This is a genomic window from Yoonia maritima (assembly GCF_003003285.1).
Classification (GTDB): domain Bacteria; phylum Pseudomonadota; class Alphaproteobacteria; order Rhodobacterales; family Rhodobacteraceae; genus Yoonia; species Yoonia maritima.
In genome coordinates this window covers 125,617-150,743 of sequence record NZ_PVTP01000007.1, presented here as the reverse complement: position 1 = coordinate 150,743, position 25,127 = coordinate 125,617, and the positions used below count along the sequence as shown (strand labels likewise).

The 25,127-nt window shown below is 51.9% G+C and carries 26 protein-coding genes; 16 read left to right on the top strand and 10 right to left on the bottom strand.

The features are described 5' to 3' along the window. The first annotated feature begins 5 nt into the window (after positions 1-5). Together CLV80_RS11825 and CLV80_RS11820 are read left to right on the top strand one after the other, a co-directional pair. Positions 6-710 (top strand): CoA transferase subunit A, encoded by a 705-nt coding sequence (locus tag CLV80_RS11825; protein ID WP_106358130.1) that lies wholly within the window; start codon positions 6-8, stop codon positions 708-710. Further along, entirely contained in the window at positions 710-1,333 is a 624-nt protein-coding gene (locus CLV80_RS11820; protein ID WP_106358129.1) for a 3-oxoacid CoA-transferase subunit B, read from the top strand. The genes CLV80_RS11825 and CLV80_RS11820 overlap by 1 nt, the downstream gene beginning before the upstream one ends. Positions 1,334-1,374: 41 nt before the next feature. Here the strand turns inward: CLV80_RS11820 and CLV80_RS11815 are convergent, their stop codons facing one another. Beyond that, positions 1,375-2,202 carry a lytic transglycosylase domain-containing protein gene (locus CLV80_RS11815; RefSeq protein ID WP_243394534.1) on the bottom strand — a complete coding sequence of 276 codons (828 nt, stop codon included), beginning with the start codon at positions 2,200-2,202 and terminating at the stop codon, positions 1,375-1,377. A 351-nt stretch (positions 2,203-2,553) separates the two neighbouring features. On the opposite strand from CLV80_RS11815, the gene CLV80_RS11810 reads away from it, so the two are divergent. From CLV80_RS11810 to CLV80_RS11745, 14 genes are all read left to right on the top strand, one after another. Beyond that, on the top strand, positions 2,554-2,742 hold the full coding sequence (locus CLV80_RS11810; protein WP_106358128.1) for a Flp family type IVb pilin: 189 nt from the start codon (positions 2,554-2,556) through the stop codon (positions 2,740-2,742). 235 nt (positions 2,743-2,977) lie between these two features. Then, positions 2,978-3,163 carry a hypothetical protein gene (locus CLV80_RS11805; RefSeq protein WP_106358183.1) on the top strand — a complete coding sequence of 62 codons (186 nt, stop codon included), beginning with the start codon at positions 2,978-2,980 and terminating at the stop codon, positions 3,161-3,163. Between the two features lie 197 nt (positions 3,164-3,360). Continuing rightward, on the top strand, positions 3,361-4,197 hold the full coding sequence (gene cpaB / locus CLV80_RS11800) for a Flp pilus assembly protein CpaB (RefSeq protein WP_106358127.1): 837 nt from the start codon (positions 3,361-3,363) through the stop codon (positions 4,195-4,197). A gap of 212 nt (positions 4,198-4,409) precedes the next feature. Next, positions 4,410-5,786: a type II and III secretion system protein family protein gene (locus tag CLV80_RS11795; protein ID WP_106358126.1), complete on the top strand. Its 1,377-nt coding sequence runs from the start codon at positions 4,410-4,412 to the stop codon at positions 5,784-5,786. A 16-nt stretch (positions 5,787-5,802) separates the two neighbouring features. Continuing rightward, positions 5,803-6,447 carry an OmpA family protein gene (locus CLV80_RS11790; protein ID WP_106358125.1) on the top strand — a complete coding sequence of 215 codons (645 nt, stop codon included), beginning with the start codon at positions 5,803-5,805 and terminating at the stop codon, positions 6,445-6,447. A 244-nt stretch (positions 6,448-6,691) separates the two neighbouring features. Then, positions 6,692-7,933, top strand: a complete 1,242-nt coding sequence (locus tag CLV80_RS11785; protein WP_106358124.1) for a CpaE/TadZ family protein — start codon at positions 6,692-6,694, stop codon at positions 7,931-7,933. A gap of 11 nt (positions 7,934-7,944) precedes the next feature. Then, positions 7,945-9,402: a TadA family conjugal transfer-associated ATPase gene (locus CLV80_RS11780; RefSeq protein ID WP_106358123.1), complete on the top strand. Its 1,458-nt coding sequence runs from the start codon at positions 7,945-7,947 to the stop codon at positions 9,400-9,402. Positions 9,403-9,408: 6 nt separating this feature from the next. Further along, entirely contained in the window at positions 9,409-10,374 is a 966-nt protein-coding gene (locus CLV80_RS11775) for a type II secretion system F family protein (protein ID WP_106358122.1), read from the top strand. 10 nt (positions 10,375-10,384) lie between these two features. Further along, entirely contained in the window at positions 10,385-11,353 is a 969-nt protein-coding gene (locus CLV80_RS11770) for a type II secretion system F family protein (RefSeq protein ID WP_106358121.1), read from the top strand. Between the two features lie 6 nt (positions 11,354-11,359). Further along, positions 11,360-11,917 (top strand): tetratricopeptide repeat protein, encoded by a 558-nt coding sequence (locus CLV80_RS11765; protein ID WP_106358120.1) that lies wholly within the window; start codon positions 11,360-11,362, stop codon positions 11,915-11,917. A 29-nt stretch (positions 11,918-11,946) separates the two neighbouring features. Next, positions 11,947-12,801 (top strand): tetratricopeptide repeat protein, encoded by an 855-nt coding sequence (locus tag CLV80_RS11760; RefSeq protein WP_106358119.1) that lies wholly within the window; start codon positions 11,947-11,949, stop codon positions 12,799-12,801. A 3-nt stretch (positions 12,802-12,804) separates the two neighbouring features. Continuing rightward, positions 12,805-13,293: an A24 family peptidase gene (locus tag CLV80_RS11755; protein WP_106358118.1), complete on the top strand. Its 489-nt coding sequence runs from the start codon at positions 12,805-12,807 to the stop codon at positions 13,291-13,293. Positions 13,294-13,428: 135 nt separating this feature from the next. Next, a complete protein-coding gene (locus tag CLV80_RS11750; protein ID WP_106358182.1) occupies positions 13,429-14,739 on the top strand; it encodes a DUF8689 domain-containing protein in 1,311 nt (436 codons plus the stop codon). A 70-nt stretch (positions 14,740-14,809) separates the two neighbouring features. Then, positions 14,810-15,595: an NAD(P)-dependent oxidoreductase gene (locus tag CLV80_RS11745; protein ID WP_106358117.1), complete on the top strand. Its 786-nt coding sequence runs from the start codon at positions 14,810-14,812 to the stop codon at positions 15,593-15,595. A gap of 27 nt (positions 15,596-15,622) precedes the next feature. Here CLV80_RS11745 and folD read toward each other — a convergent pair whose 3' ends face one another. The 9 genes from folD to tolR all read right to left on the bottom strand — a co-directional run bounded on the left by folD (position 15,623) and on the right by tolR (position 25,127). Then, positions 15,623-16,516: a bifunctional methylenetetrahydrofolate dehydrogenase/methenyltetrahydrofolate cyclohydrolase FolD gene (gene folD / locus CLV80_RS11740; protein ID WP_106358116.1), complete on the bottom strand. Its 894-nt coding sequence runs from the start codon at positions 16,514-16,516 to the stop codon at positions 15,623-15,625. Between the two features lie 185 nt (positions 16,517-16,701). Further along, a complete protein-coding gene (locus CLV80_RS11735) occupies positions 16,702-17,280 on the bottom strand; it encodes an MOSC domain-containing protein (protein WP_106358115.1) in 579 nt (192 codons plus the stop codon). Between the two features lie 127 nt (positions 17,281-17,407). Next, positions 17,408-19,324 carry an ATP-dependent zinc metalloprotease FtsH gene (gene ftsH / locus CLV80_RS11730; RefSeq protein ID WP_106358114.1) on the bottom strand — a complete coding sequence of 639 codons (1,917 nt, stop codon included), beginning with the start codon at positions 19,322-19,324 and terminating at the stop codon, positions 17,408-17,410. 77 nt (positions 19,325-19,401) lie between these two features. Next, positions 19,402-20,661: a tRNA lysidine(34) synthetase TilS gene (gene tilS, locus CLV80_RS11725; RefSeq protein WP_106358113.1), complete on the bottom strand. Its 1,260-nt coding sequence runs from the start codon at positions 20,659-20,661 to the stop codon at positions 19,402-19,404. Next, complete coding sequence (ybgF, locus tag CLV80_RS11720) at positions 20,652-21,470, bottom strand: tol-pal system protein YbgF (protein ID WP_106358112.1); 819 nt, start codon at positions 21,468-21,470, stop codon at positions 20,652-20,654. The genes tilS and ybgF overlap by 10 nt, the downstream gene beginning before the upstream one ends. Positions 21,471-21,490: 20 nt before the next feature. Then, positions 21,491-22,015 (bottom strand): peptidoglycan-associated lipoprotein Pal, encoded by a 525-nt coding sequence (gene pal / locus CLV80_RS11715; protein ID WP_106358111.1) that lies wholly within the window; start codon positions 22,013-22,015, stop codon positions 21,491-21,493. 76 nt (positions 22,016-22,091) lie between these two features. After that, positions 22,092-23,408 carry a Tol-Pal system beta propeller repeat protein TolB gene (tolB, locus tag CLV80_RS11710; RefSeq protein ID WP_243394533.1) on the bottom strand — a complete coding sequence of 439 codons (1,317 nt, stop codon included), beginning with the start codon at positions 23,406-23,408 and terminating at the stop codon, positions 22,092-22,094. Positions 23,409-23,510: 102 nt separating this feature from the next. Then, positions 23,511-24,647 (bottom strand): cell envelope integrity protein TolA, encoded by a 1,137-nt coding sequence (tolA, locus tag CLV80_RS11705; RefSeq protein WP_106358110.1) that lies wholly within the window; start codon positions 24,645-24,647, stop codon positions 23,511-23,513. A gap of 3 nt (positions 24,648-24,650) precedes the next feature. Then, complete coding sequence (gene tolR / locus CLV80_RS11700; RefSeq protein WP_106358109.1) at positions 24,651-25,127, bottom strand: protein TolR; 477 nt, start codon at positions 25,125-25,127, stop codon at positions 24,651-24,653.

Sequence of the window (25,127 nt, the reverse complement as noted above, 5' to 3'; positions counted from 1 at the left end):
CTTACATGAAGAAAATCTATCCAAATGCCGCCGAGGCCCTAGATGGGCTTTTGTTTGACGGCATGTTTATTGCAGCCGGGGGGTTTGGGCTGTGCGGTATTCCAGAGCTATTGCTTGGTGCCATCAAAGACGCCGGAACCAAGGACCTTACCTTTGCAAGCAATAACGCTGGTGTAGATGATTTTGGCATCGGCATTCTATTGCAGACCCGCCAAGTCAAAAAGATGATCAGCTCTTATGTCGGTGAGAACGCAGAATTCATGCGTCAGTATTTGTCGGGCGAGCTCGAGCTTGAATTCAATCCCCAAGGCACATTGGCCGAGCGCATGCGCGCTGGCGGCTGCGGCATCCCCGGTTTCTATACAAAGACCGGCGTCGGCACAGTGATCGCCGAAGGCAAGGAACACAAAGACTTCAACGGCGAGACCTACATCATGGAAGAAGGCATCTTTGCCGATCTGGCCATTGTGAAGGCTTGGAAAACGGACGAGACAGGCAATCTGATCTTCCGCAAGACCGCCCGCAACTTTAACCCACCCGCCGCGATGTGCGGCAAGACATGTGTTGTCGAGGTCGAAGAGATCGTGCCTACGGGTTCTCTAGATCCTGACCATATCCACCTGCCCGGCATATATGTGCATCGCATTATTCAAGGCGATCACGAGAAACGGATTGAACAGCGCACGACACGCAAGCGGGAGGAAGCATAATGCCTTGGGTTCGGAATCAGATGGCCGCACGCGCAGCCGAGGAACTGCAAGACGGCTGGTACGTGAACCTTGGGATCGGCATCCCGACACTTGTTGCAAACTATGTCGGCGACAAAGACATTACGCTTCAGTCTGAAAACGGCATGCTGGGCATGGGCCCCTTCCCGTTTGAAGGCGACGAAGACCCCGACCTGATTAACGCGGGCAAGCAAACGATCACCGAACTAAACCGCACGGCCTATTTCGATAGCGCCACATCATTCGGCATGATCCGAGGTGGTAAGATCGCTGCCGCGATTCTTGGTGCAATGGAAGTTGCTGAAAACGGTGACCTTGCGAACTGGATGATTCCCGGCAAGCTCGTCAAAGGTATGGGTGGTGCGATGGATCTGGTCGCAGGCGTTGGTCGTGTGATCGTTGTTATGGACCACACCAACAAACATGGCGATAGCAAGCTTCTTAAGGAATGCACCCTTCCGCTGACAGGCAAAGCAGTGGTTGATCGGATCATCACCAACCTTGGCGTGCTTGATGTCGTCGAAGGTGGGCTAAAGATCGTTGAATGCGCGGACGGCGTAACCGAAGAAGAAGTGCGCGCCGCAACCGAGGCAACCATCGTATAATATAGTCAGAGGCGTCTACATTATATAGACGCCTCTAAACGCTAAATTCCGTTGACGTTAAAAACACAGCCATCTGTGATCAATTCAGGTGGCGTGCGGCATAGGCCCTTGGCGACTTGCCACGCGGCCAACACCTTTGGCACATAGGCACGTGTTTCCGAGAATGGCGGCACACCCGCATGCCGACGTACGTTGCCCTCACCTGCGTTATACCCAGCCAGCACGAGCACAGGATCATTTCCAAATTCATTTAGCAGCCAGTCAAGATAGGCGACGCCGCCTTTAATATTGTCGGCAGCATCTGTCCTGTCTGTCACACCGAACCGCGATGCCGTCGCGGGCATAAGCTGCATTAGCCCTGTGGCGCCCGCACTACTTACCGCATCACTCTTTCCTGCGCTCTCAACCGAAATCACTGCAAGGACAAGCGCCGGAGACACATCAGTACCAACCGTTTCCTTTAGAATCGCAAGCCCGTGCGCATTTGCGATGTTCTGGAGGCTTTGCAAGCGAGGGGTCGACACACCTTTACCAGCTGGCGGGTTGTTAATTTGGTGCAGCGCATGTTCCAATCGCGCGGGGGAGGAATCCGAGATGCCATAAGACACACCTTCCCAAAACCATTCAGAACCAGACACTGGCGGCGCTATAACAGGCGCCGAGGCTGGTTCAGGTTCGTCAGAATAGACGGGCCCAAGCCGCGGAGCGTTAGGATCAATCTGAACATTAATGCGGCTGCCAGCGCTGCCAGATGGTACCGCGACACGCCGAAATGTAAAATCTGGCTGCAAGCGCTCCACTTCTGCTAATGCGGGAACAGCGCACACAGAGAGGGCCAGAGCCATGAAAAAGGGAATCTGTCGATTCATCTGTCGTCCTGCTCGTCATTTTTTATGTCGTCGACCATGGCAGAAAACCGCCAAAAGGCCAGAATTTCGGGAACAATTATGTCATTTAGGGGAAATTGCAGACCTATTCGCAACGGGAGAGCAAGTCAGCATTCAGAAATTCCAAACAATTATCATTTATAATCAAATATTTAAACAAATATCGATCAGAAATGCTGCTCGCGCACAAAAAGAGCGAAACGCGTCAAACTCCCGCCCCAATCAACAGGCTATATAAGCTCATCCAAGACAGGGGCTCAGCTAAACAGTTTAGCTCTGCTGGCCTGGCGAGGAACGAAATAAACTCTAGTGATACCCTGAGGAGGGAATTAAATGCTTAACTTTATCAAAAACTTCCGCAACGACGAAGACGGTGCTGTAACAGTTGACTTCGTAGTTCTGACTGCTGCGATCGTTGTTCTGGGTCTTGCTGTTGGTGGCGCGATTGCTTCCGGCGCAAAAGGTCTAGCTAACGAAGTTGAAACAGCGCTTAACGACATGTGTGCCGCTGAAACTTGCTAATAATACTGCTTAGAACTAAATAGTTCTGAGATTACGCTGATGCGTGAACAAAATTGGGCGCACCACTTTAGTGGTGCGCCCAATGCTTTAATACAGGCAACCATAGATCACACAATATGGCTTTATGCCCTCCGCAATTTGGCCTTATTTACCAGTGATCATGCTGCCCAGAGCACCAAAACCTATGGTGTTAGAGATGAATATTACGGCGCGCGTGCGTCAGACGGGAGCCAGTGTGAAACATATAATCGCGCATTTTGCAGGTGACGAGAGCGGCGCAGTTACCGTAGATTTTGTCGTTCTGACCGCATCAATCACGATGCTAGGATTGATTGTCGTCACATCTTTTTCGGGCGGTGCAACAGAACTTGCCGATGAAATAGATACAGCACTAGATAACATCGACGTTACGCTTCCATAAGAAAAAATTGACGAAGCCGAGCACATCAGTAGCATAATTCTCAACCCTTGAGAGACTATATGCATGCAGACATTGCACACCATCTTCTGATTGGTCTAGAAAGTCATCAAATATAGCACGTCTTCAAGTCTACAAGTTCGCCTTTCTTAATGAATGCATAGATATGGCCGACTGCTTGAAAATCAGAGGATAATAATATGCGCGGAGTTTTTGGACTAGTTCTTGTGGTTGGCATGGCCCTAGCTGGTTTTGCTGTCTACATGGTTAACCAGCAAATTGAGCAAAAGAACAGTGAGTTGGCGCGTGCCCAACAACTGCGTGAAGGCGCAGTAAAAACAGTAGATGTGTATTCTCCCAACCGAGCATTCACATACGGTGAAGTGATGACCGCAGACGATGTAACCCTAATCAAGTACGCAAGTGACTTTTTACCCGAGGGCATCATCCAAGACGAGGATACACTCTTCCCACCGGAGCAACCAGCTAAGTCCCGTGTCGTGGTTCTTCCGATTCTTCCTAATGAGCCTCTCACAGAAAGTCGACTTGCGCCTCCCGGAGCGACCCGTGGCATCACCGCTCTTGTAGCTCCAGGAATGCGAGCGTTCCCTATTCAGGGACGCGCCACGGGCGGGTTCGGAGAGCTTCGGCCAAATGATCGAATCGATTTGTATTGGACTGGCCGACTAAGCAGCGGGCGCGAAGTTACAAATCTGATCAAATCAAGCCTACAGATTATTGCTGTTCCTGACCAACAAGGTGGCCGCAGCGGCACTGCAAATATTATCGTTCAAGTAACGCCCGAAGAAGTCGCGATTCTAACTCAAGCACAGGCAAGCGGCTCACTCACAATCTCTCTCGTTGGAGCAGGGGATTCTTCGCCAATCGCGTCTACAATCACTGTCGACACACAATCAGTCACAGGCGAAATTATCGAAGAGGTTGTCGTCGAAGAAGAAGAAGAGGCTCCAGAACTTTGCTACCGTTACGAGAGACGGGGAACAGAAAGAGTCGCAGTCCAAATCCCTTGCAACTAATGAACACCCATTAAATGGCTATATAAACAGTCAAAAAAGCGCTTAGATTTTCTAAGCGCTTTTTTTGTAGATCGATAGTGTTGCGCGTTGTCCACATTCGCTTCACCCTCCAACCTATTGATTATTGCAATAAATGCCCATCTACCGCATGGTCAAAAAATTATGGGCATTAAGACCCTACAACGAGGCGTGATCGGAGAGGCAGGTCACTTATGAAGTATGACAGATTTATCAAAGCCGCACTTACCGGCTTGACGTTGTCGCTAGCAGCGGCAGCACCCACCATGGCACCAGCAGAAACTTTGCGCGTATTGCGTGGCGCAGCGTCTAGTGCACTCAGCGTCCCAATGAACCGGGCCGTTGTTGTTGAAAGCGATGTTCCCTTTACGGAATTGTCTATTGCCAATCCCGGCATCGCTGACATCTCATCTTTATCTGAACGCACAATCTATGTGCTAGGTAAGGAACCCGGACGCACAACCTTAACGTTATTAGGCGCTGATGGGCGTTTAATCACTAACGTTGAAATTCATGTTGCGCCCGATATGGCGGAGTTCAAAGAGCGTCTGACCCAAATTCTACCGGGTGAGAACATCGAAGTTCGGACTGCAAACGACGGGATCGTGCTATCTGGTCAAGTGAGCTCTATTGCGCGCCTTGATCGCGCACTGGAACTGGCACAACGTTACGCACCAGATCGCGTTTCGAACCTGATGGTCGTTGGAGGAACGCAGCAGGTCATGCTGCAGGTTCGCTTCGCTGAGATGCAACGGTCAGTTCGCAAATCACTCGGCGCACAGCTCGGAGTCAGTGGAACCACGGGTGGAACTACTATTTCAGGTGCGACGTCGACTTCCGCGGGTGGTGCCAATGGCGCAGTAACCTTTGGTTTTGGCGCTGGCAACATGAACGTAAACTTAATGATTGAAGCGCTAGAATCGCGCGGTGTCGTTCGAACGTTAGCAGAGCCAAATTTAACTGCGCTCAGCGGTCAAGAAGCGAGTTTCCTTGCTGGTGGCGAATATCCAATCCCCGTCGCGCAAGATGAAGATACGATTACGGTTGAATTCAAACCATTCGGCGTGGAACTGCTTTTCATCCCCACCGTCATCGATGATGATATCATCAATCTTGAATTAGCTGCTGCGGTATCTTCAGTGGATACAACAAACGCGTTTACAAGTGGTACAGGACTATCAATCAACGCTTTCACACGCAGAGAAACGAAAACGACTGTTGAAATGCGTGATGGCGAAAGCTTCGCTATTGCTGGTCTACTGCAAGACGACTTCAACGACTTGAGCGAGCAAGTCCCTTGGGTTGGTGATATTCCAGTACTTGGTGCGTTGTTCCGCAGCGCGGCTTACGAACGCGAGCAAACAGAGCTCGTGATCATTGTAACACCCCACCTCGTCTCGCCCACACGTGGCGCAGCGCTTTCACTACCAACTGATCGTGTGAGACTACCTAGCGAATCCGATCTGTTCCTACTTGGTAAAACAACAGCTGGCACCCAGATTCCTGGTGGCGCAGGTGAAGTAGCACGTCAGGACTTTAGCGGTTCTTACGGTTACGTCATGGACGAATGAATTGGAGCACAGGTCAATGAAAAAACTTATGACAACAGCAATGGCTGCTGCTCTTCTCGCTGGTTGCTCAACAACCAGCGATGAATACGCGAGCCTTCAATACGAAGCTGGAGCCGTGATCGACAATGGCCAGTTCGGCAACGCGACTATGAACAACGTAATGGTTCAGTCTGCTCAAGAAGATTACCGCGTAAATCTAGCGCGCCGTTTCGCATCTGAGATCGAGTCAACGGTCACGTTTGAGTTCAACTCAACCCAGCTGGACGCAAACGCACGTCAGGTTCTGTCTCTGCAAGCAGATTGGATTAAACAATTCCCTGAAGTACGCTTCAAGGTCTACGGACACACCGATCTTGTCGGCAGCCAAGCGTACAACCGTCGCCTAGGTCTGCGCCGCGCCCAGACCGTTGTTGCATTCTTAACGGCTCAAGGCATCGACCGTAGCCGCCTCGAAGCAGTGGCGTCATTCGGCGAAACTCAACCATTAATTGCAACAAATGACCGCGAACGTCGCAATCGCCGTACAGTTACGGAAGTGTCCGGATTTGTGGAAAGTGAACCTATGGTTCTCGAAGGCAAATACGCCGAAGTAATATATCGCGAATATATTGCCAGCGCTGTACGTGCCACCACGATTGAAGGCGGCGGCATAAGCGAATAACGGCTTACAAATCACGTCTGCGCCAACCATAATTATGGCGCAGACGTAGTCTTTTACACTCTCAAATTGCAACATTCCCTATTTTATCGCTGTTTTAGTCCTAATCTCGACACGATTACCTTGGATAAAGTGAACTCCATTCACGCTCTACTCACGTGTGGTGGATATGGTACTCTACAGCTCTAGCGCATGTCGCTAAGTGCAGATTATGATAGAACAACAAAAGCGATAAGGACGACCAAGAATGACCGATAGCACGGCCGTACAAAACGATGCCCCACCTATTGTTGCGTGCACGATCAGCCGAGACGTCCAAATTTTCGACCTCCTCATTGAAGATATGGAAGCAGCCTTAGGCGACGCCTGGGGCGACCTGAGCTTCGAAGATGCCGTTGCGTTCCTAGGCCAGAAAGAAGCCCGAAGCCTGCAATTTGTCACAGTTGCAATGGATGCCAACGACGAAGACAATTTACCACTTGTCTCTGAGGTAATTGCAGTTGCCAAATCCGTTGGAATAAAAGTTATTCTGATAGCAGAAGACGTTAGCCCAACAGCACTACATCAATTGCTGCGCGAGGGCGGTGACGAGTTCGTTCCCTACCCGCTTCCCGAAAATGAACTTGCTCGCGCTATTGAACGCGTGCTGACAGCTGACCCCACTCCGCAGCACGCACCTGGCGACAAACAATTCAACGCAAGTGGCAACCACTCTGGTGTTGTCATTCCCGTACATGGCGTCGCCGGTGGTACAGGAGCGACAACGATGGCCGTCAACATGGCATGGGAGCTTGCGAACGTAGACAAAGAAGAGCCACCAAAAGTTTGTCTACTTGATTTGGATTTCCAATTTGGCTCGGTCTCCACGTATCTCGACCTTCCACGCCGTGAAGCAGTATTGGAAATGCTGACTGACACCGAATCTATGGATTCAGAGGCGTTTATGGCGTCGCTACTGACATTTGACGACAAAGTTCATGTTCTCACTGCGCCTACAGATATGATCCCGCTTGATATGATCACTCCAGAAGACATTGGTCGGGTGATTGAAATGGCGCGGGTTAATTTTGACTATGTGCTAATCGATATGCCGTCGACCATGGTCGAGTGGTCTCAGACCGTTTTGGAGATGGCGCATATCTATTTCGCAATGATTGAACTAGACATGCGGTCGGCACAAAACACCCTAAGGCTGAAGCGAGCACTCCAGTCAGAGGATCTTCCCTTTGAGAAAATTCGTTTCATTTTGAACCGCGCACCCGGTTTCACAGATTTAAACGGCAAAAGCCGCGTCAAACGTCTTGCTGATAGCTTGGGTATTTCGATCGACGTACTCATGCCTGATGGTGGAAAACCAGTCATGCAAAGCTGCGACCATGGTGCCCCATTGGCAGTTGGGATCCCGAAAAATCCATTGCGCAAAGAAATCGCTAAACTTGCCAAATCAATGCATGACGTTAACCAAGCCGAAGCGGAAGCCCGAGCTTAAGAGGCAATACTATGTTTTCAAAATATAAAAAGCCAAATGCCCCCAAGGACGCACCAAAGCCAGCAGCCGGGCGTCCCAAAGCAGCAGTAGCTCCTGCAGCTGCACCTAAGGTCGACGAAGCACGCAAATCGTTGATGAAGGCAATGCCTGAAAAACGTGCTGCCGATGCGGGGCCAGTCGACAAGGACAAGCGCCGCAAAGAACGCTTAGGTGAAATCAAGCTTGAGCTTCACAAAGCCCTGCTCGACAACCTCAACCTATCGGCACTTGAAACAGCGTCAGAGCAAGAGCTACGCAATGAGATTAACGCAATTGCAAACGAGACTCTCGAAGATATGGGCATCGTTCTCAACCGCGATGAACGCCAAACTCTTAGTCAGGATTTGTTCTTTGAAGTCACCGGGCTTGGCCCACTAGAAACCCTCCTGAAAGACGACTCCGTCAACGATATTCTCGTCAACGGACCACAGCAGGTATTTGTCGAACGTGACGGTAAATTGCAGCTAAGCGATGTTACGTTTAAAGACGAAAAACACCTTCTACGCATTATTGATAAGATTGTGTCCGCCGTGGGCCGCCGCGTTGACGAAAGTAACCCCTACGTCGATGCGCGTCTTGCAGATGGTTCACGTTTCAACGCAATGGTTCCGCCGATTGCCGTTGACGGCAGTCTGGTTTCAATTCGTAAGTTTAAAAAAGATAAACTTGGGATCGAAGAACTCGTTAAATTCGGTGCTTTTACCGAAGAAATGGCCGCATATCTGCAAGCCGCAGTTTCAACCCGCCTAAACGTCATCGTTTCCGGTGGTACTGGTTCAGGTAAAACGACAACATTGAACGCGTTGTCAGGTTTTATCGATGACGCAGAACGCATCCTCACAATCGAGGATACAGCGGAACTTCAACTTCAACAGACACACGTGGGTCGCATGGAAAGTCGCCCACCAAACGTCGAAGGCAAAGGTGGCGTATCACAGCGCGACTGCTTGAAAAACGCCCTGCGTATGCGCCCTGACCGTATCATCGTTGGGGAAACACGTGGTGAAGAAGTTATCGACATGCTGCAGGCCATGAACACGGGTCACGATGGTTCGATGACGACGATCCACGCCAACAGCGCCCGCGATGGTGTGTCTCGTCTCGAAAACATGATCGCTATGGCCGGTATTGAAATGCCGATCAAAGCGATGCGAAGCCAAATTTCATCTGCGGTTAACTTGATTGTACAAGCATCTCGGCTTCAAGATGGTTCGCGTCGCATGACATCGATCACCGAAATCACCGGGATGGAAGGTGACGTTATTTCGATGCAAGAAATCTTCCGCTATCAGCGTGTAGGTTTGACCTCTGATAACAAGATCATCGGCCACTTCACCGCCACGGGCGTGCGCAGTCACTTTTCTGAACGCTTCAAGCTGTGGGGCTACGATCTGCCACCAGCTATTTTTGAACCAATGGTTGCGGAGTAACCTCTGATGATTTCTGCTGCTCCTATTATCTACATCCTGATTTTTGTCGCCGTCGTCGCGATGGTTCAGGGTGTCTATCTTGTTATCTTTGGCAAATCGATCAGCATGGACGGCAAAGTAAACCGCCGTCTTGAAATGCTTGATAAGGGCGGAAGCCGCGAACAAGTTCTGGAACAGCTGCGTAAAGAAATGACGCAGCATATGCGGTCGCAAAGCATTCCCATTTATTCAATACTTGCGAGTAAAGCGCAGAAGGCAAATATCGTATTTACACCTCCACAGCTGCTAATTTTGATGGGCGTCATTAGCGTGGTTGCCTTCCTTATGCTAACAGTATTGACGCAACTCGGCGGACCAGTACGTGTTGCCGTGGCCGTGCTCATGGGCGTTGTTGGTGTGTATGTCTGGATTAGTCGCAAAGCCAAAAAACGGATGACAATGATCGGCGAGCAATTGCCCGAAGCCGTTGAACTAATGGTGCGTTCACTGCGCGTAGGCCACCCATTTTCAAACTCGTTACAAATCGTTTCTAATGAAATCGCAGATCCGCTTGGCACTGAGTTTGGTATGATTTCCGATGAAGCTGCTTATGGTCGTGACATGGGCGAAACGCTAAAAGCTATGGCGGAACGGCTTGACAACCAAGACATGCGGTTTCTTGCGGTCGCTGTAACCATCCAGCAAACATCTGGCGGCAATTTGGCGGAAATTCTCGATGGTCTTGCAAAAGTTATTCGTGCCCGTTTCCGCCTGTTTCGCCGCGTTAGCGCGATTACAGCTGAAGCTAAATGGTCTGGCAACCTCCTGTCAGCCTTTCCGCTGCTTGCGTTGGTGCTGATCACTTTGGTTAAGCCTGACTATTTCGATGAAGTGATGGAAAGCTCTTTTTTCATTCCCGCTTGTTTTGTGATTGCTGGGTTTCTCATTCTAAATATTGTGGTCATGCGATCACTTGTCGATATCAAAGTTTAAGGGTGAAGTTATGGAAGCGATTCAAGCAACACTCACAGAGTTCCTTGGGCCCAACGCGATACTAATTCTTGTTGGACTTGTCGGATTTTTCCTAGTTCTCATAGCATTACCAGTGCTACTAAAAAAAGAGGTTGACCCTCTTGATAGACTGAAGTCCAACAATCGAGCAGCCGATAAAAAAACGTCTAAGGGCGAAAAGCTTCGAACTGCAAATAGTAAGGACAAACTCGAAAAGTATTCGAGTTTCTTGGAACCCCAAAACGAAGACGAATACTCAGCAGTCAAACTTAAACTGCTCCAAGCAGGCTATCGCGGCAAAAATGCAGTGCGAACCTACCACTTCCTTCAATTTGCGTTAGGTCTACTAGGTCTTGCTATCGGTGGGATATTTGCAGTTTTCAAAATGTCGCAAGGAGATGTGACAACTCAAGATTTGGTTCTAACCATAATGATCCCCGGCGGAGCAGGATATATGCTTCCGAAGTATTGGGCGACCCGTCGTCAAGCGATCCGCCAAGGTGCGATCGAAGATGGTTTTCCTGACGCGCTCGATCTTATGCTAGTTTGTGTAGAAGCCGGGCAATCAATGGACCAAGCCATTATGCGTGTTTCAAAGGAACTTCGTTCTGGCTTTCCCGATATTTCTGACGAATTTGAGATGGTCGGCCAAGAAACCAAAGCCGGTAAGGATAAGACTACTGTTTTGAAAGATATGGCCGAACGTTGCGGCGTTCAGGATATCACAAGCTTTGTGACTGTGTTGGTGCAATCACAGCAATTTGGTACGTCGATATCAGATGCGCTACGGGTGTACTCATTGGAGATGCGTGACAAGCGTGTGATGCGTGCCGAGGAGAAGGCAAACAAGCTTCCAACGAAAATGACGCTTGCAACGATGATGCTGACGCTACCGCCACTCATGGCAATTTTGATTGGCCCTTCCATTTACGCAATCGCCAAAAATTTGGGCGCGGCATAGCAGCTGATGCGGACTCGTATAGCTATATGCGGGCTTGTTTCAATAAGCCTATTAGCTTGTACAGGAGATGTTAATCTTTCAGCCGATGGCGTTTATGCGCCCGGCATTGCTGGGCAAAGCGATACGGATGGTCTTATTGTCGGACACCGCCTCATGGCCGCTGGTGAATACGAGCTTGCTCTCAAGGCGTATAATCGCGCCGCATTCGAACAGGGACTAAATGTTGATACGATGTCCGCCATCGGATCAGCAAATCTAAACTTAGGCAGGCTTGGACAAGCGGAGCGCTGGTTAAGATCCGCAATTGAAGAAGATCCGGGCTTTCCACCCGCTTGGAATAACCTTGGTGTGGTCTTAATGGAGCAAGGTAAAACGGCTGAGGCTAGCGAAGTTTTTCGTCGTGCTTACGCTGCTGATAGTGGAAACTCGGACGAAATCCGCGACAACTTGCGCCTTGCACTCACAATGTTGGAAAACTCTGACAATACTGTGCTAGAAGATTATCAGAACTTTAATCTAATCCGACGTGGTGCAGGAGATTTTGTACTCATGTCGGACCTTTAAGATAAGAGCAGCAAAAGGACGCAAAAAATATGCGCCACTCTATTATTCTGACGCTATGCACGGCAACGATTATGCTTTCCGCGTGCGCAAAATCCGGCGAAGAGCAGGTTCAAGAAGCCATGAGTGACATTAACGTCATTGATGAATCTAACCTCAACGAGGTCATGCTGACAGTCGGCGACCCTGAAGAGGCTGTGCGCTATTTCGCCAACGCCGTTGAAAACCACCCTGAAAGAGTAGATCTACAACGCGGCCTTGCTGCATCACTCATTCGAGCCGGACGTGTACCTGATGGCATTGCAGCATGGGAAACTGTTATTTCCCATCCTGAGGCCACCAGTGAAGACACGGTTGAGCTCGCAGGTGCACTTATTCGCGCAAGCCGATGGGATGACGCAGCCGCACAACTCAATACGGTTCCGCCAACCTATGAAACCTTTAAGCGTTACCGCTTTGAGGCAATGGTCGCGGATAGCCGCCAGCAATGGGAAAAGGCCGATAGTTTTTATGAAACAGCAGCCGGACTGACGACGCGCCCTGCATCGGTTTATAATAACTGGGGCTATTCCAAGCTAACCCGCGGGGATTATCGCGGTGCAGAACGCCTGTTTACTGACGCGTTGCGCCACGACCCAAGGCTCTTTACGGCAAAAAATAACCTTGTACTCGCACGGGGTGCACAGCGGAAGTATACTCTCCCTGTCGTGCAGATGACGCAAGTTGAACGTGCCCAATTACTTTACACCCTCGCTCTTGCAGCGATTAAGCAAAACGATATTTCGACCGGAAAAACACTGTTAGCGGACGCAATTGAAACGCACCCAAGGCACTTTGAAGAAGCAGTTCGCGCACTGCAAGCCATCGAAAACAACGCGGTAAACTAGATCATGGGATTAACCGCATATGCCGCGCTTTGGTTTTTACCAGCAGTCATCCCCATTGCGATATTTGTCGCATGGAATGATATGCGCAGTATGAAAATCCCAAATATCGCGTCAGGAGCACTTTTGCTCAGCTACGCTATTTTGGGCATTTTCGCGTTACCCTTCGATCTTTATCTGTGGCATTGGACGCACTTTATTGTCGTGCTTGCCGTTGGTATTTTATTTTGGATGTCTGGCGTGATCGGCGGCGGCGACGTTAAATTTATGGCCGCAGCGTCACCTATGCTATCGGTCGCCGACCTTCGTGACATTATGCTTATCTATGCATCGTGCCTCATTGCAGCGCTGATTACACATAGAGCAGTAAAACACAGCCCCCTTCGAAGTTTCGCTCCAGATTGGATCAGTTGGGAAAAATCTAAATTTCCAAAGGGACTAGCCCTTAGCGGCACGCTTTTGTGTTATTTGTTAGTTGTAGCGATTTTTCGCTAACTCAATTATGCATCGTGCAATGCCTTTTACAGGCACATGTTTGTTCACTATTTCGCCACAATAGGCTGCAATCTTGTTGATACAAAATCGCATTTACGTGCGGATCCTGAATTATTTGCGATAGGCCAGAAAGAAATGAACGTGCAATCCTCTAGCGTAATGGCCCCCCCGGCACCACGCAGCCTTGACGGCATGCTGCTTCCGATGTCGATGATGCGTGATATCTTGCTGAAAACAATGTTTCGCATGAACCTTGACCAAGTATCCCTGCTAAGCCGGGCGATTTGTTTGCCAGTGCCCGTCACACAAGAGTTGGTCGACATGGCCCGTGGTCAGTTGCTTCTTGAAGCAACAGGTACGTTGAATGCTAACAGCGGTAATGAAATGGGCTATCAGCTCACTGATGCGGGACGCGCGCGTGCGCTCGACGCATTAAGCCAGTCTGAATATTATGGCGCTATGCCTGTCCCGCTGGATATCTATCGCGAACAAATTCAGCGCCAATCGATCCGCAACATTCAAATCACACGCGACCAGCTGTCGACAGCGATGGGGCATCTTGTGCTTCCACCTGATCTTCTGTCCAACCTTGGTCCAGCGGTCAGTGCGGGTCGTTCCATCCTGATGTACGGACCACCGGGCAACGGTAAATCCTCGATCTCGAACGGTATTCGTGATGCGTTGGGTGACAAAATCTATGTCCCGCGTGCGATCGAATATTCGGGTCAGGTGATCACGGTTTATGATCCAATCGTACACTCTGCTGCCGAAGATGACATAGACGACCCAAACAGTCTGCGCCGGACATCTGGTCGATTTGATACCCGCTATGTGCGCTGTGAACGCCCAACCGTTATTACTGGTGGTGAATTGTCACTGTCGATGCTTGATCTCGTCTACAACCCAACAGCCCGGACTTACCAAGCGCCTTTGCAGCTTAAGTCCACTGGCGGCATCTTCATCGTGGATGACCTTGGGCGTCAGGCCGAACCGCCACAGACTCTTGTGAACCGCTGGATTGTTCCGCTCGAAGAAAACAAAGATATTTTGGCCCTGCAATCAGGTGAAAAGTTCGAAGTACCATTCGACACGCTTGTTATCTTCTCGACCAACTTTCACCCGAACGCGATCTTCGATAAAGCGGCTTTGCGTCGTATCTTCTACAAGATCAAGATTGACGGCCCACACCAAGAAGACTTCCTTAAGATCTTCGCGATGGTTGCACGTAAACGCAAAATGCCGCTGGATGAAGACACGCTCGTTCACCTGCTGAATGTACGCTACCCTGAAATCGATAATCTATACGCTAACTATCAACCTATTTTCCTGATCGACCAGATGATTTCTATCTGCGAATTCGAAGGCATCCCTAACCAGATGACGCCCGAATTGATTGATCGCGCATGGGCGAACATGTTCGTTAAGGAAGAAGACATCGTTCACTAGTAGCATTTTTAATTCCCAAGCAACTGGCTTCCCTTTAACAAAGGGAAGTCTTTTTCTTTTGGGGGATAGAATGACAGAGCTGATAGGTGTTGCAGGGTGCGGCCGCATGGGTGGGCCGATGCTGAAGAACCTACAAAAGGTTGGGTTCAATGCGCGCGGTTATGACCCCAGTCCTGATGCCGGGGTTGGCACAGATATAGATGCCTTTTGCGATGGCCTTACGACCCTAATTACCGTCGTACGTGACGCGGCCGAGACGGATGCATTGTTGTTTGACGATCAGGCTGTGGTCGCACGCACAAAGACGCTTCGGACTATTGTTATCAGCTCAACTCTTTCCCCGAATTACGTCAAATCACTTCTTTCCCGTATCCCCGATCGGATCACGCTTATCGACGCGCCCATGTCCGGTGCGCAGGTACGTGCACAGGCTGGTACGCTTACATTCATGGTCGGCGGTGACCCTACCCCCATCATGCCACTGCTGCAGGCCATGGGCCAAGAAATCCACCATATGGGCGGCTATGGCGCAGGGATGACGGGCAAGGTGCTGAACAACCTTCTTGCGGCCTCTCATATAGCGATGACACGGCTTGTGTTGGACTGGGGCGATACACAGGGCGTGGACGAGAAAAAGCTACTGGCGCTCATCGGAACGGCATCAGGGCAGAACTGGCTAGCCTCTGGATTTGACGAGATCGAATTCGCACGTGACGGGTTCAGCGATGACAACAGCATCGGCATATTGGCCAAAGATGTTGGTGCCGCACTTGATATCGCACCAGATACGAACACGGCCCTGCCCGAAGCGGTTCAAACGGCAATCCGCCAGCTAAAACCGCGCCCCAAGCCGTAGGGTGGATTTTAATCCACCCGCCAATGATTAGGCGGTTAGCCCTTCAGGCTCCTTAAGCCCATTGGCGCGGCTACATGCGGTCACCGTATTGGCCAGCAAGCAGGCAATTGTCATCGGGCCAACTCCGCCGGGCACAGGCGTAATCGCACCCGCAACAGCTGCACAGCTATCATAGTCGACGTCACCGACCAGACGCGTGCCGCCCTCAGGCTTTTCGATCCGGTTGATACCCACATCAATCACTGTGGCGCCGGGTTTGATCCAATCACCGGGAATCATTTGGGGGCGTCCAACCGCAGCAACAACAATGTCTGCTTGGCGCACAACAGCGGGCAGATCTTTGGTGCGACTATGCGCAATCGTAACCGTACAGCTATCGCCCAACAGCAGTTGCGCCATCGGTTTGCCCACGATGTTGGACCGGCCAACCACAACGGCATTCAGGCCAGACAAAGAACCAAGGTGATCGCGCAGCATCATTAGGCATCCCAGCGGGGTGCATGGCACCATGCTTTTCTGTCCAGTGCCCAGCAGTCCCACGTTCGAGATATGGAAACCATCAACATCTTTAGCGGGGTCGATACTGTTGATCACCAGATCGCTATCCAGATGATCAGGCAACGGTAGTTGGACCAGAATACCATGAACCGCAGGATCATTGTTCAGCTGATCAATCAGCGCCAAAAGCGCTTCTTCTGATGTGTCAACGTCCAACTTGTGTTCATAGCTGTTCATGCCGACTTCGACTGTCATCTTACCCTTTGAACGGACGTAGACTTGGCTAGCTGGGTCTTCGCCCACCAGTACCACTGCCAATCCGGGGGTGATCCCATGGACCTCTTTCAACCGGGTTACATGTTCGGCGACTTTCCCACGCACAGTGGCGGCAAAGGCTTTTCCATCGATTACAGTTGCTGTCATTCTATCGTCTTCCCGGCAATGGTTGCGTGTGCAGGCAGCGCAGCCCTACCGCCAAATGCGGTGAGGCGCAAATACCTTGCCTATTCATCTTGAAATTAAACAGCGATCAAGTCGCGCGATGCCGGTATTCGACGCATAGGTAGCCAGAAACGCCAGCCGCTGGCCGTTAGTTTCGGATCAGAAACCTATGGCTGCCATGCGCGTTGGTCTGGCACATGTAGGCGTACCGTATCGCCAACTTTTACCCGACCTTCACGTTCGACCCACGCGGTCACTCCGCGTTTATTTTCGGCGGCAGCTTTAAATTTTCGCCCTGCCCCAGGAAAGTCGTTTTCGATCACCTTGGCAGGCAAATTGCACGGACGGTTTTCCATATCCACGACGATCACAGACCCGTCTGGGAACTGCAGGCGCGAAGACGGCGGCAAATGTGTGAAATCGGGGATGCCCTTCACGACCAACGATGCTCCGACGTATGCCGGCTCTAGCTGCTCCAAGCCAATCTCTGCCGCGATCTCGGCCAGTTCTTCGGTCGAAGTAACAGACAACTGGCGAACATTGCGAATCTCTGTCCCACGCGGATGCTGGCTCACGACACGTGAACAGGATGGGCGTGTCAGACCGCCGTGTTCTTCGCCAGGGATACCTGCAAAGGTTAGCTCTGCTTCAGTTTGGCCAGATGACTTTAGCGATGCATCACGATCAGGCACATGCCCGATCCAAACAACTTCGCCAGTGATTTCAGTGGGTTTCAGCGCGGGCATCGTAAACCTTTCATGTTTGCTTAACAGCAGACGTAAACCGCCCGAACAATCGTTCGCAATTCATCATTTGTGAAATGAGATATCAAGCAAAAACGCCGCCCTGAGATTGGGGCGGCGTTTGATCAGCTTATGCTGTTGGTTCAGGCTCTAGACCACCTTCTGGGGTCTGCGGCTTTTTCGGCTTAGTTTTCGGAATTGCCGTAACCGAAGACGTATCAGTCTTTGCAGCATCCCCGTCATCATCATCGTCAGCATGAGGCGGTTCACCAGCCATAACGCGTTTGATCTCAGCACCTGTCAGCGTTTCGTATTCCAACAGACCTTGGGCAAGGCGTTCGAACTCTTCATTCTTCTCAATGATGATTTCGCGGGCCCGGTCATAGCCATCTTGAATGAACTTACGGACCTCTTCTTCGATCAGTTCTTTCGTATGTGCAGACACAGACAGACCAGCGGTATTCCCCTGATAGCCTTCGTGCGCTTCAGCGTAATCGATATTGCCGATTTTGTCCGACATCCCCCAACGAAGAACCATCGCACGGGCCAACTGGCTGGCCTGTTGGATATCACCGGCGGGTCCGTTGCTGACCTGATCTTCACCATATTTGATGATTTCAGCGGCTTTACCCGCCATGGTCATGGCCAAACGCTGGTGGCATTCGTCCTTGAACATGTTCAGGCGGTCCATCTCTGGCAGGCTCATCACCATGCCCAAGGCGCCACCGCGCGGGATAATCGTCGCCTTATAGACCGGGTCACATTTTGGAAGGCTGATACCCACAATCGCGTGGCCAGCTTCGTGGTAGGCAGTCATTTCTTTCTGCTCAGCGGTCATGACCATCGAACGACGCTCTGCGCCCATCATGACCTTATCTTTGGCAGATTCGAAATCGATCATTGTCACAAAACGGCGGCCAACACGTGCAGCCATCAAAGCAGCTTCGTTCACGAGGTTCGCAAGATCGGCACCAGAGAACCCCGGTGAGCCACGTGCGATAATCCGCAGATCAACATCAGGGCCCAATGGGATTTTGCGTGCGTGCACACCCAGAATCTTCTCGCGACCTTTGATATCTGGGTTTGGTACGGTGACCTGACGGTCAAAACGGCCCGGACGTAAAAGCGCAGGATCAAGAACATCACGACGGTTGGTCGCCGCAACGATGATCACACCCTCGTTCGCTTCAAAACCGTCCATCTCGACCAGAAGTTGGTTCAATGTCTGTTCGCGTTCGTCGTTACCACCACCATGGCCAGCGCCACGTGCACGGCCGACGGCGTCGATCTCATCGATGAACACGATGCAAGGCGCGTTCTTTTTCGCCTGTTCGAACATGTCGCGCACGCGTGACGCGCCGACACCAACGAACATTTCAACAAAATCAGAACCTGAGATTGTAAAGAATGGCACGCCAGCTTCGCCTGCAATCGCACGCGCAAGAAGCGTTTTACCAGTACCCGGAGGACCAACAAGCAGCGCACCTTTTGGAATTTTACCGCCAAGACGGCTAAATTTTTGCGGGTTACGCAAGAATTCAACGATCTCTTCGAGCTCTTCTTTGGCTTCATCAATGCCCGCAACGTCATCAAATGTGACGCGACCGTTCTTTTCGGTCAACAGCTTGGCCTTTGATTTACCAAAGCCCATTGCCCCACCTTTGCCGCCGCCTTGCATGCGGTTCATAAAGTAGATCCACACGCCAATAAGCAGAACAAATGGAAGCAAGCTGATCAAGAATGACTGGAACAACGACGTTTCTTGACTGATCGCCGTAACAGGAACGTCAGCATCGACCAGAAGGTTAGTGATTTCAGCGTCTTCAGGTTTGATTGTCGTAAAAGTAGTTCCGCCCACAACGTAGCGAACACTTTCGCCGTCAATCGTGACTTCCGTTACTTGGCCAGCCTCAACAGATTCTACGAACTGCGTATAGTTTTGATTATTGCCACGTGTAGCGGACGGTGTACCGCTGAAGATTTGGAAAAGTCCAAGAACCATCAAAAACAAGACGATCCAAAAGACCATATTTCGCGCGTTGCCCAAGGGGAGCTCCTTTGAAATCGGGGAATGAATGCGACAGAGTCGCGTTCAAGCGTTTCATCTAAAATAGAGGCTAAACCTTAATCTTCAATGCCAAACGCTCTAGAACGGAAATCCGCGACAATCTGTGCGGTCCAACCGTTGGAAAGCCCGGCTAAAGGCGCGGCGATCAATGTGTCTTGGTGCCAAACCGACGGAGATGCCAACAGCGACAGCCGTAAAGCACCTGTTTGCCGCCAATCTTTGCAAGCGTTCAGCCCGTCACCAAGCGCCTGAAAGCGCAAGTTGTCGCGCATCGGCCCTTTTATACGCCATCGTTTATCCCAAAGTTCACCGCAGGCGGCCATAGAGCTAGCGGTCGCCGATGCTTCACGCACAAGGCGCATTCCACCATCAGACAGCGGCAGCATGATACATCCGCCTAAAGTCACCTGTTCGCCGTTTCGCACCTGTTCGACCCGCGCCAGCATGTTTTCGAATCGCGGCCGATACGTTTTGGTTGCCATCCACGAGAATGCTTCGGCCATGACGCGACGCGGCACGTCTTCGGCTTGGAGGTCGAGGGCTTCTGGTGAGAATACCAAATCACCCAAATCCTGCGTAACGTAAGTTTGCGCAAACTCATGTGCTGCTTGTTGGAGCGATCGCTGCGCCGCCCGCATATGATCTGCCGTTTGCAAAAACCGCTTGCGCGTGAGGCCAAGTGTTTCAAGTTGCGCATACATTTGACGTGCACGTACCCGATCGAACCGAACATCGTCGTTGCTTGGGTCATCGCTCCATTGGATTGCTTGTGAAACAAGCCATTCGCGCAAGGCATCGCGTGACATCCCGAGCAAGGGGCGCAAAATGGTCATACCATCGCGCCGGTCCAAAGCCGACATCGCGGTCAACCCATCAACCCCCGATCCACGTGCAAGCCGAAGCAACAGCGTCTCGATCTGATCGTCTTCGGTATGTCCCAAGCAAAGCGCGCCGACACCGGTCTCAACCGCCCAGTCTCGCATCAATTGCCAGCGTCCGTCACGCGCCGCGGCCTGTAGATTACCGGTTCTGTCCCAGGTCCAATCCAAAACTACATGTGGAATGCCCAATCGGCTGGCCTGCGCGCCGACCTGTACAAGTTCAGCAACAGCTTCCGCACGAAGGCCATGATTAACGGACACCACACGTAACCCTGTCGGGTCAATCATCCGCGCGGCCATGTGCATCATCGCAACCGAATCGCCACCACCGGACACCGCAAGTCCAATCAAACCATCAGGTACCGCCGTGATATGGCGTTCAAAGGCTTGTCCAAATTGATCTAGCAGGCCAGATTGCTTATCCGCTACTGGCATCCCAAATTCTGCATCGCAAATTGTGCGTCACCGACAGCCGGATCACCAGGAAAGCGGACGTTCACTTCTGCCAGCGTCAGACATGCATCCTGCGTTTGGCCGATCGCGCCAAGTGATGCGCCCAGTTTATAAAGCGCGTGAGCCGCCTGTGGTCCGTCAGGATCACCTGAAAACGCTTCAAGATACGCGCGCGCAGCTTCGGTTGGTTTTTCAAGCCCCTCCAACGCCTCGCCGCGCAGATAGTTCGCTTCTGGTGCTAGTGGGCTTCCCGGGTAGGTCGCGCCAAAGGTCTCAAACTGGTCCACGGCGCTGCGAAAGTCACGGTTAGCGAGCGCCTCCTGCGCTCGCTGAAAGTCAGTTTTTTCGCCAATAGCCAAAGCAGGCCCATCCGTGGCTGGGGGCAGGTTTGGTGCGGGAACATCAGCCCCGTTATCAACACCGCCCAAACTTGGCGTATCGCCCAGTTGGCCAATGTCACAATTAGTTTCCAGTTCGCACAGGCGGAATTCTAGATCACCGACCCGGTTGGTGCCATCAACGGTGATCCGGTTCACGCGAAACTCTAGCTGTTCGGTCTTAGAGGTCAAACGCTGCAACTCAGCTTCAATCGCGTTAAGACGGTCCAGCGGTGTATTCCCCACGATCCCAGAATTCAGCCCACCCGTCGTGGACAATTCACGGTGCAATCGCTGCACATCGACATAAAGAGCTGTCAATTGTTGTCGTATATCCGCGAGCGTCTCTTCCTGCGCAAAGGCAGGGATAGGTGAGAACAAAAGCGCGCAGACAACAACGATACGGTGCAACATGAAAGGTCCTTAGGTCTGGATTAGCTAGTCATAGCCGAGAAAGAGAGAACGGTAACCGCACGACGGTTTTTGGCATAACATGCCTCGTTCGAGCAAACTTCGATTGGACGGAGTTTACCATAGCTGATCACCTCAAGCCGGGACGACGGTACGCCACGCGACACAAGGTATTCGCGCACTGCGTTCGCACGACGCGCACCAAGCGCAAGGTTATATTCACGCGTGCCTTGTTCGTCGGCATGGCCTTCAACAACGGCGCGGTAATCTGCGTTGGTCAACAGCCATTGAACTTGACCGTCCAAAATGCGCTGCCCTTCTGGTGTGAGGGTCGACGTGTCCACAGCAAACAACACGCGGTCGCCGATAGCTTGGCTAAAATACGCAGGGCTCGTCGGATCACTTGCCGATCCAGCAAGTCCGCCATCAACGCCCGCCCCTGCACCGGCACCACCCGCGCCCGCAGCGCCACCAAGACGGTCCGGATTGGTACAGGCCGCTGTGCCCAATACCAAAAGCAGCATCGTCGCTTTTGTCATCATATTCATCGGTTCAATTCCTGTTTATATCTGCTCGTTTTTGCCAGCATAGCATGGCTTCATCGTTCTGGGAATGTGGCATCTACTACGGCTGTAGCGGGCCCCATGATGGATCAGAGGCACCGCCTTGGACAGGGACCGCCTTAAGGTTCCGACCAGAGATGTCCACCGAATAGAGTGATGTCGTCCCGCTTTCACCTTGGGTTTCGCGGCTAAACATGATCACGCGTCCGTTTGGTGACCATGTCGGACCTTCATCAAGGAAAGACGCGGTCAACAGGCGCTCCTCCGATCCGTCCGTACGCATCACACCAATATGAAAACGACCCGCGTTTTGTTTGGTAAACGCCACCAGATCACCGCGTGGGGACCAAACTGGTGTACCATAGCGGCCTTCGCCAAACGAAATCCGACGTGCTTCGCCACCATTTGCAGACATGATGTACAGCTGCTGAGTACCTGACCGGTCGCTTTCAAACACGATCTGGCTGCCATCGGGTGACAAGCTAGGTGCTGTTTCAATCGAAGGGGCTGACGTCAGGCGAATGTATTGACCCGATGATAGATCAGAACGGAAAATATCAGTGTTCCCGCCATTCGACAGGCTATAAATCACGGACCCACCGTCGCGAGAAAATCGTGGGCTAAATGCCATTTCGCCCGGTGCAGTCTGCAATTGCTGGCGACCAACAGTGGCGACATTCAACACGTTGATGCGAGGAAAACCACTTTCGTAGCTCGTGTAAAGTACGCGATCACCGTTTGGTGAAAAACGGGGCGCAAGAACGATGCTGCTGCTATCGGTCAAATACTGCACATTCGCACCGTCGAAATCCATGATCCCAAGGCGCATCTGTCGGTTATCTTTTGGACCGCTTTCGGCGACATAAACGACGCGGCTGTCGAAATAACCGCCCTCACCCGTGATCCGGCTATAAACAGCATCCGCAACTTTGTGGCCCATCCGACGCCAACCATCAGTTGTGCCGGCGAACTGCAGACCACCACCAAGCTCCTGCCCAGAGAAAACGTCATACAAACGGAATTTCACCGTCAATTGGCCACTATTTACAGCAACAGCACCAATCACCAACGCCTGCGCATTGATTGCGCGCCAGTCAGCAAACTGGACCGGCTGCGAGAATGAAGAAACCTGCGAGATAAACGCGTTCGCCGGAATTTCGCGAAATAGTCCGGTGCCGGATAAATCCTGTGCTACCAATCGGTTCAGATCATTCGCCACCTGCGTCGCTTCGGCATTTTCGGCCTGAAACGTAGGGACCGCAAACGTGATCGGTTCGATCACACCGTCTGTGATAGTCAACCGAAGCGGACCACTTTGAGCCGCGACCGGCCCGGCCAATATCAGTGCTACCAAGAGTGTAAGAAGTCTTTTCATCATCTTTGCCTCATTTCGCATGGTCAGGTTTACCCTAATCCGCATTTATCGTTCCTTCATAGCAGGGGAGTGAAACCATTTCACTTCACCTACACGTGTTCATCATCAACGTAGCCGCATTCCGCTGGGGTCAAATGTAATTACGACATCTTTCCATTGGTCGTATTTATCAGCCGGCAGTTGGTAGCCGCCAGATTGGCATCGCAAAATCGCGCGGCGGGCAGCCTCAAACGCGGTATCCGCGGCGCTTTGGTCGCCCTGCGCACTGATGAGCCTCGGTTGCCCTACCACCAAACCATTGCGGTCCAGTTCAAAGCCAACCTCGACAGTTACCCGTGCCGCAACTGATCCAGGGTCAACGTTCCAGCAACGATTGACCGACACGCGAAAGCTATCGCGCTCTGAACCCGTCATCGGCGGACCTGCTGCAACGGCTGGCGCGGACGGTGCCTCAGCAGCCAACGCGGCAGCCAACGCAGCAGCAACAGCATCATCGCTGGCTTCGCTTGCAGGTGGTGTCGGTGCCTCAACTGGTGTTTCAGCAGTTTGGGTCGGTGCCTCTGGCTCGGCAGCGGGGGGCGTTGGGCGACTAGGACGCGCAACAGGACGCAAAGAAGTCTCGACCAATCCCGATGGCTTTTCATTTTCAAGGGCGATTTCAGGCGCGGTTTCTTCAGGTGCTGTCGGCGTAACCTCTTCAGTTACAACCTCAGCCGGGGCCGTTTCATCAGGAACGACCTCTTCGCGCACGATATCATCAATCTGCGTATCTGGCGGCGGCGGCGCTGATGGGGTCGACGCAATACGATCCGCTTGCGTTGGCGCAGGCGGTTCATTCACATCCACATTCGGCGATGGTGGGGGGGCTGCTGGCTCTGTTGGGGCGATAGGCGGTTCATCCGTTGCCTCAGTCACCAAAGGTGCCGGCGGAGGTGGCGGCGGTAATTCCTCGACAGGCTGATCGACTGGCTCTGGCGGCGGCGCAGTTTCGGCAGGTTGTTCTTCGGCTGGCGGCGGTGGCGGTGTATCGTCGATAGCTGGCTGAACTGGCGCAGTTGGTTCTGCGTTACCGGGCGTCGGCGTGCGGGCGGCCATCATCTGCTCGAACTCTTCGCCGCTCACCACAGATACATCCATAGCTGCAAACTCAAGCGGCTCGGAATCGAGCCCCCACCCAAGTATCAGCCAGCCAATTAGAACAATATGACCTGTGGCAGAGATATACGTGCCCGGCGTTTGCATGACTTAACCGTCCGACCCCGTAAAGGAAGGCCCACCAACATCGGTCACCAGACCAATGTTCGAAAAACCGCCAGCGTTCAGCGCACCCATGATTTCAGCCACTTTATTCCACTGGTTCGCACCATCTGCACGTAGGAAAATGCGGTCGCTTGTGCGTTCGGCTGCGATGGCCTGCAACTTTGCAACCAGTTCTTCTGGCGACGTTTCGGTTTCTTGGATCATGATCACACCGTCAGCAGTGATGGTCACCGTCAACGGCTCTTCATCATCACCAGGCAACGCATCGGCCGCCGTTTTCGGTAGTTCCACAGGAACGCCAACAGTCATTAATGGGGCAGCAACCATAAAGATGATCAAGAGCACCAGCATCACGTCAACAAATGGCGTGATGTTGATTTCGGCCATGGGCTGAACCCGGCTCCCGCGGCGGCGTCGGCGTCTTCCGCCCCCGTCACCTGATTTCATAACTCCCGCACCCAT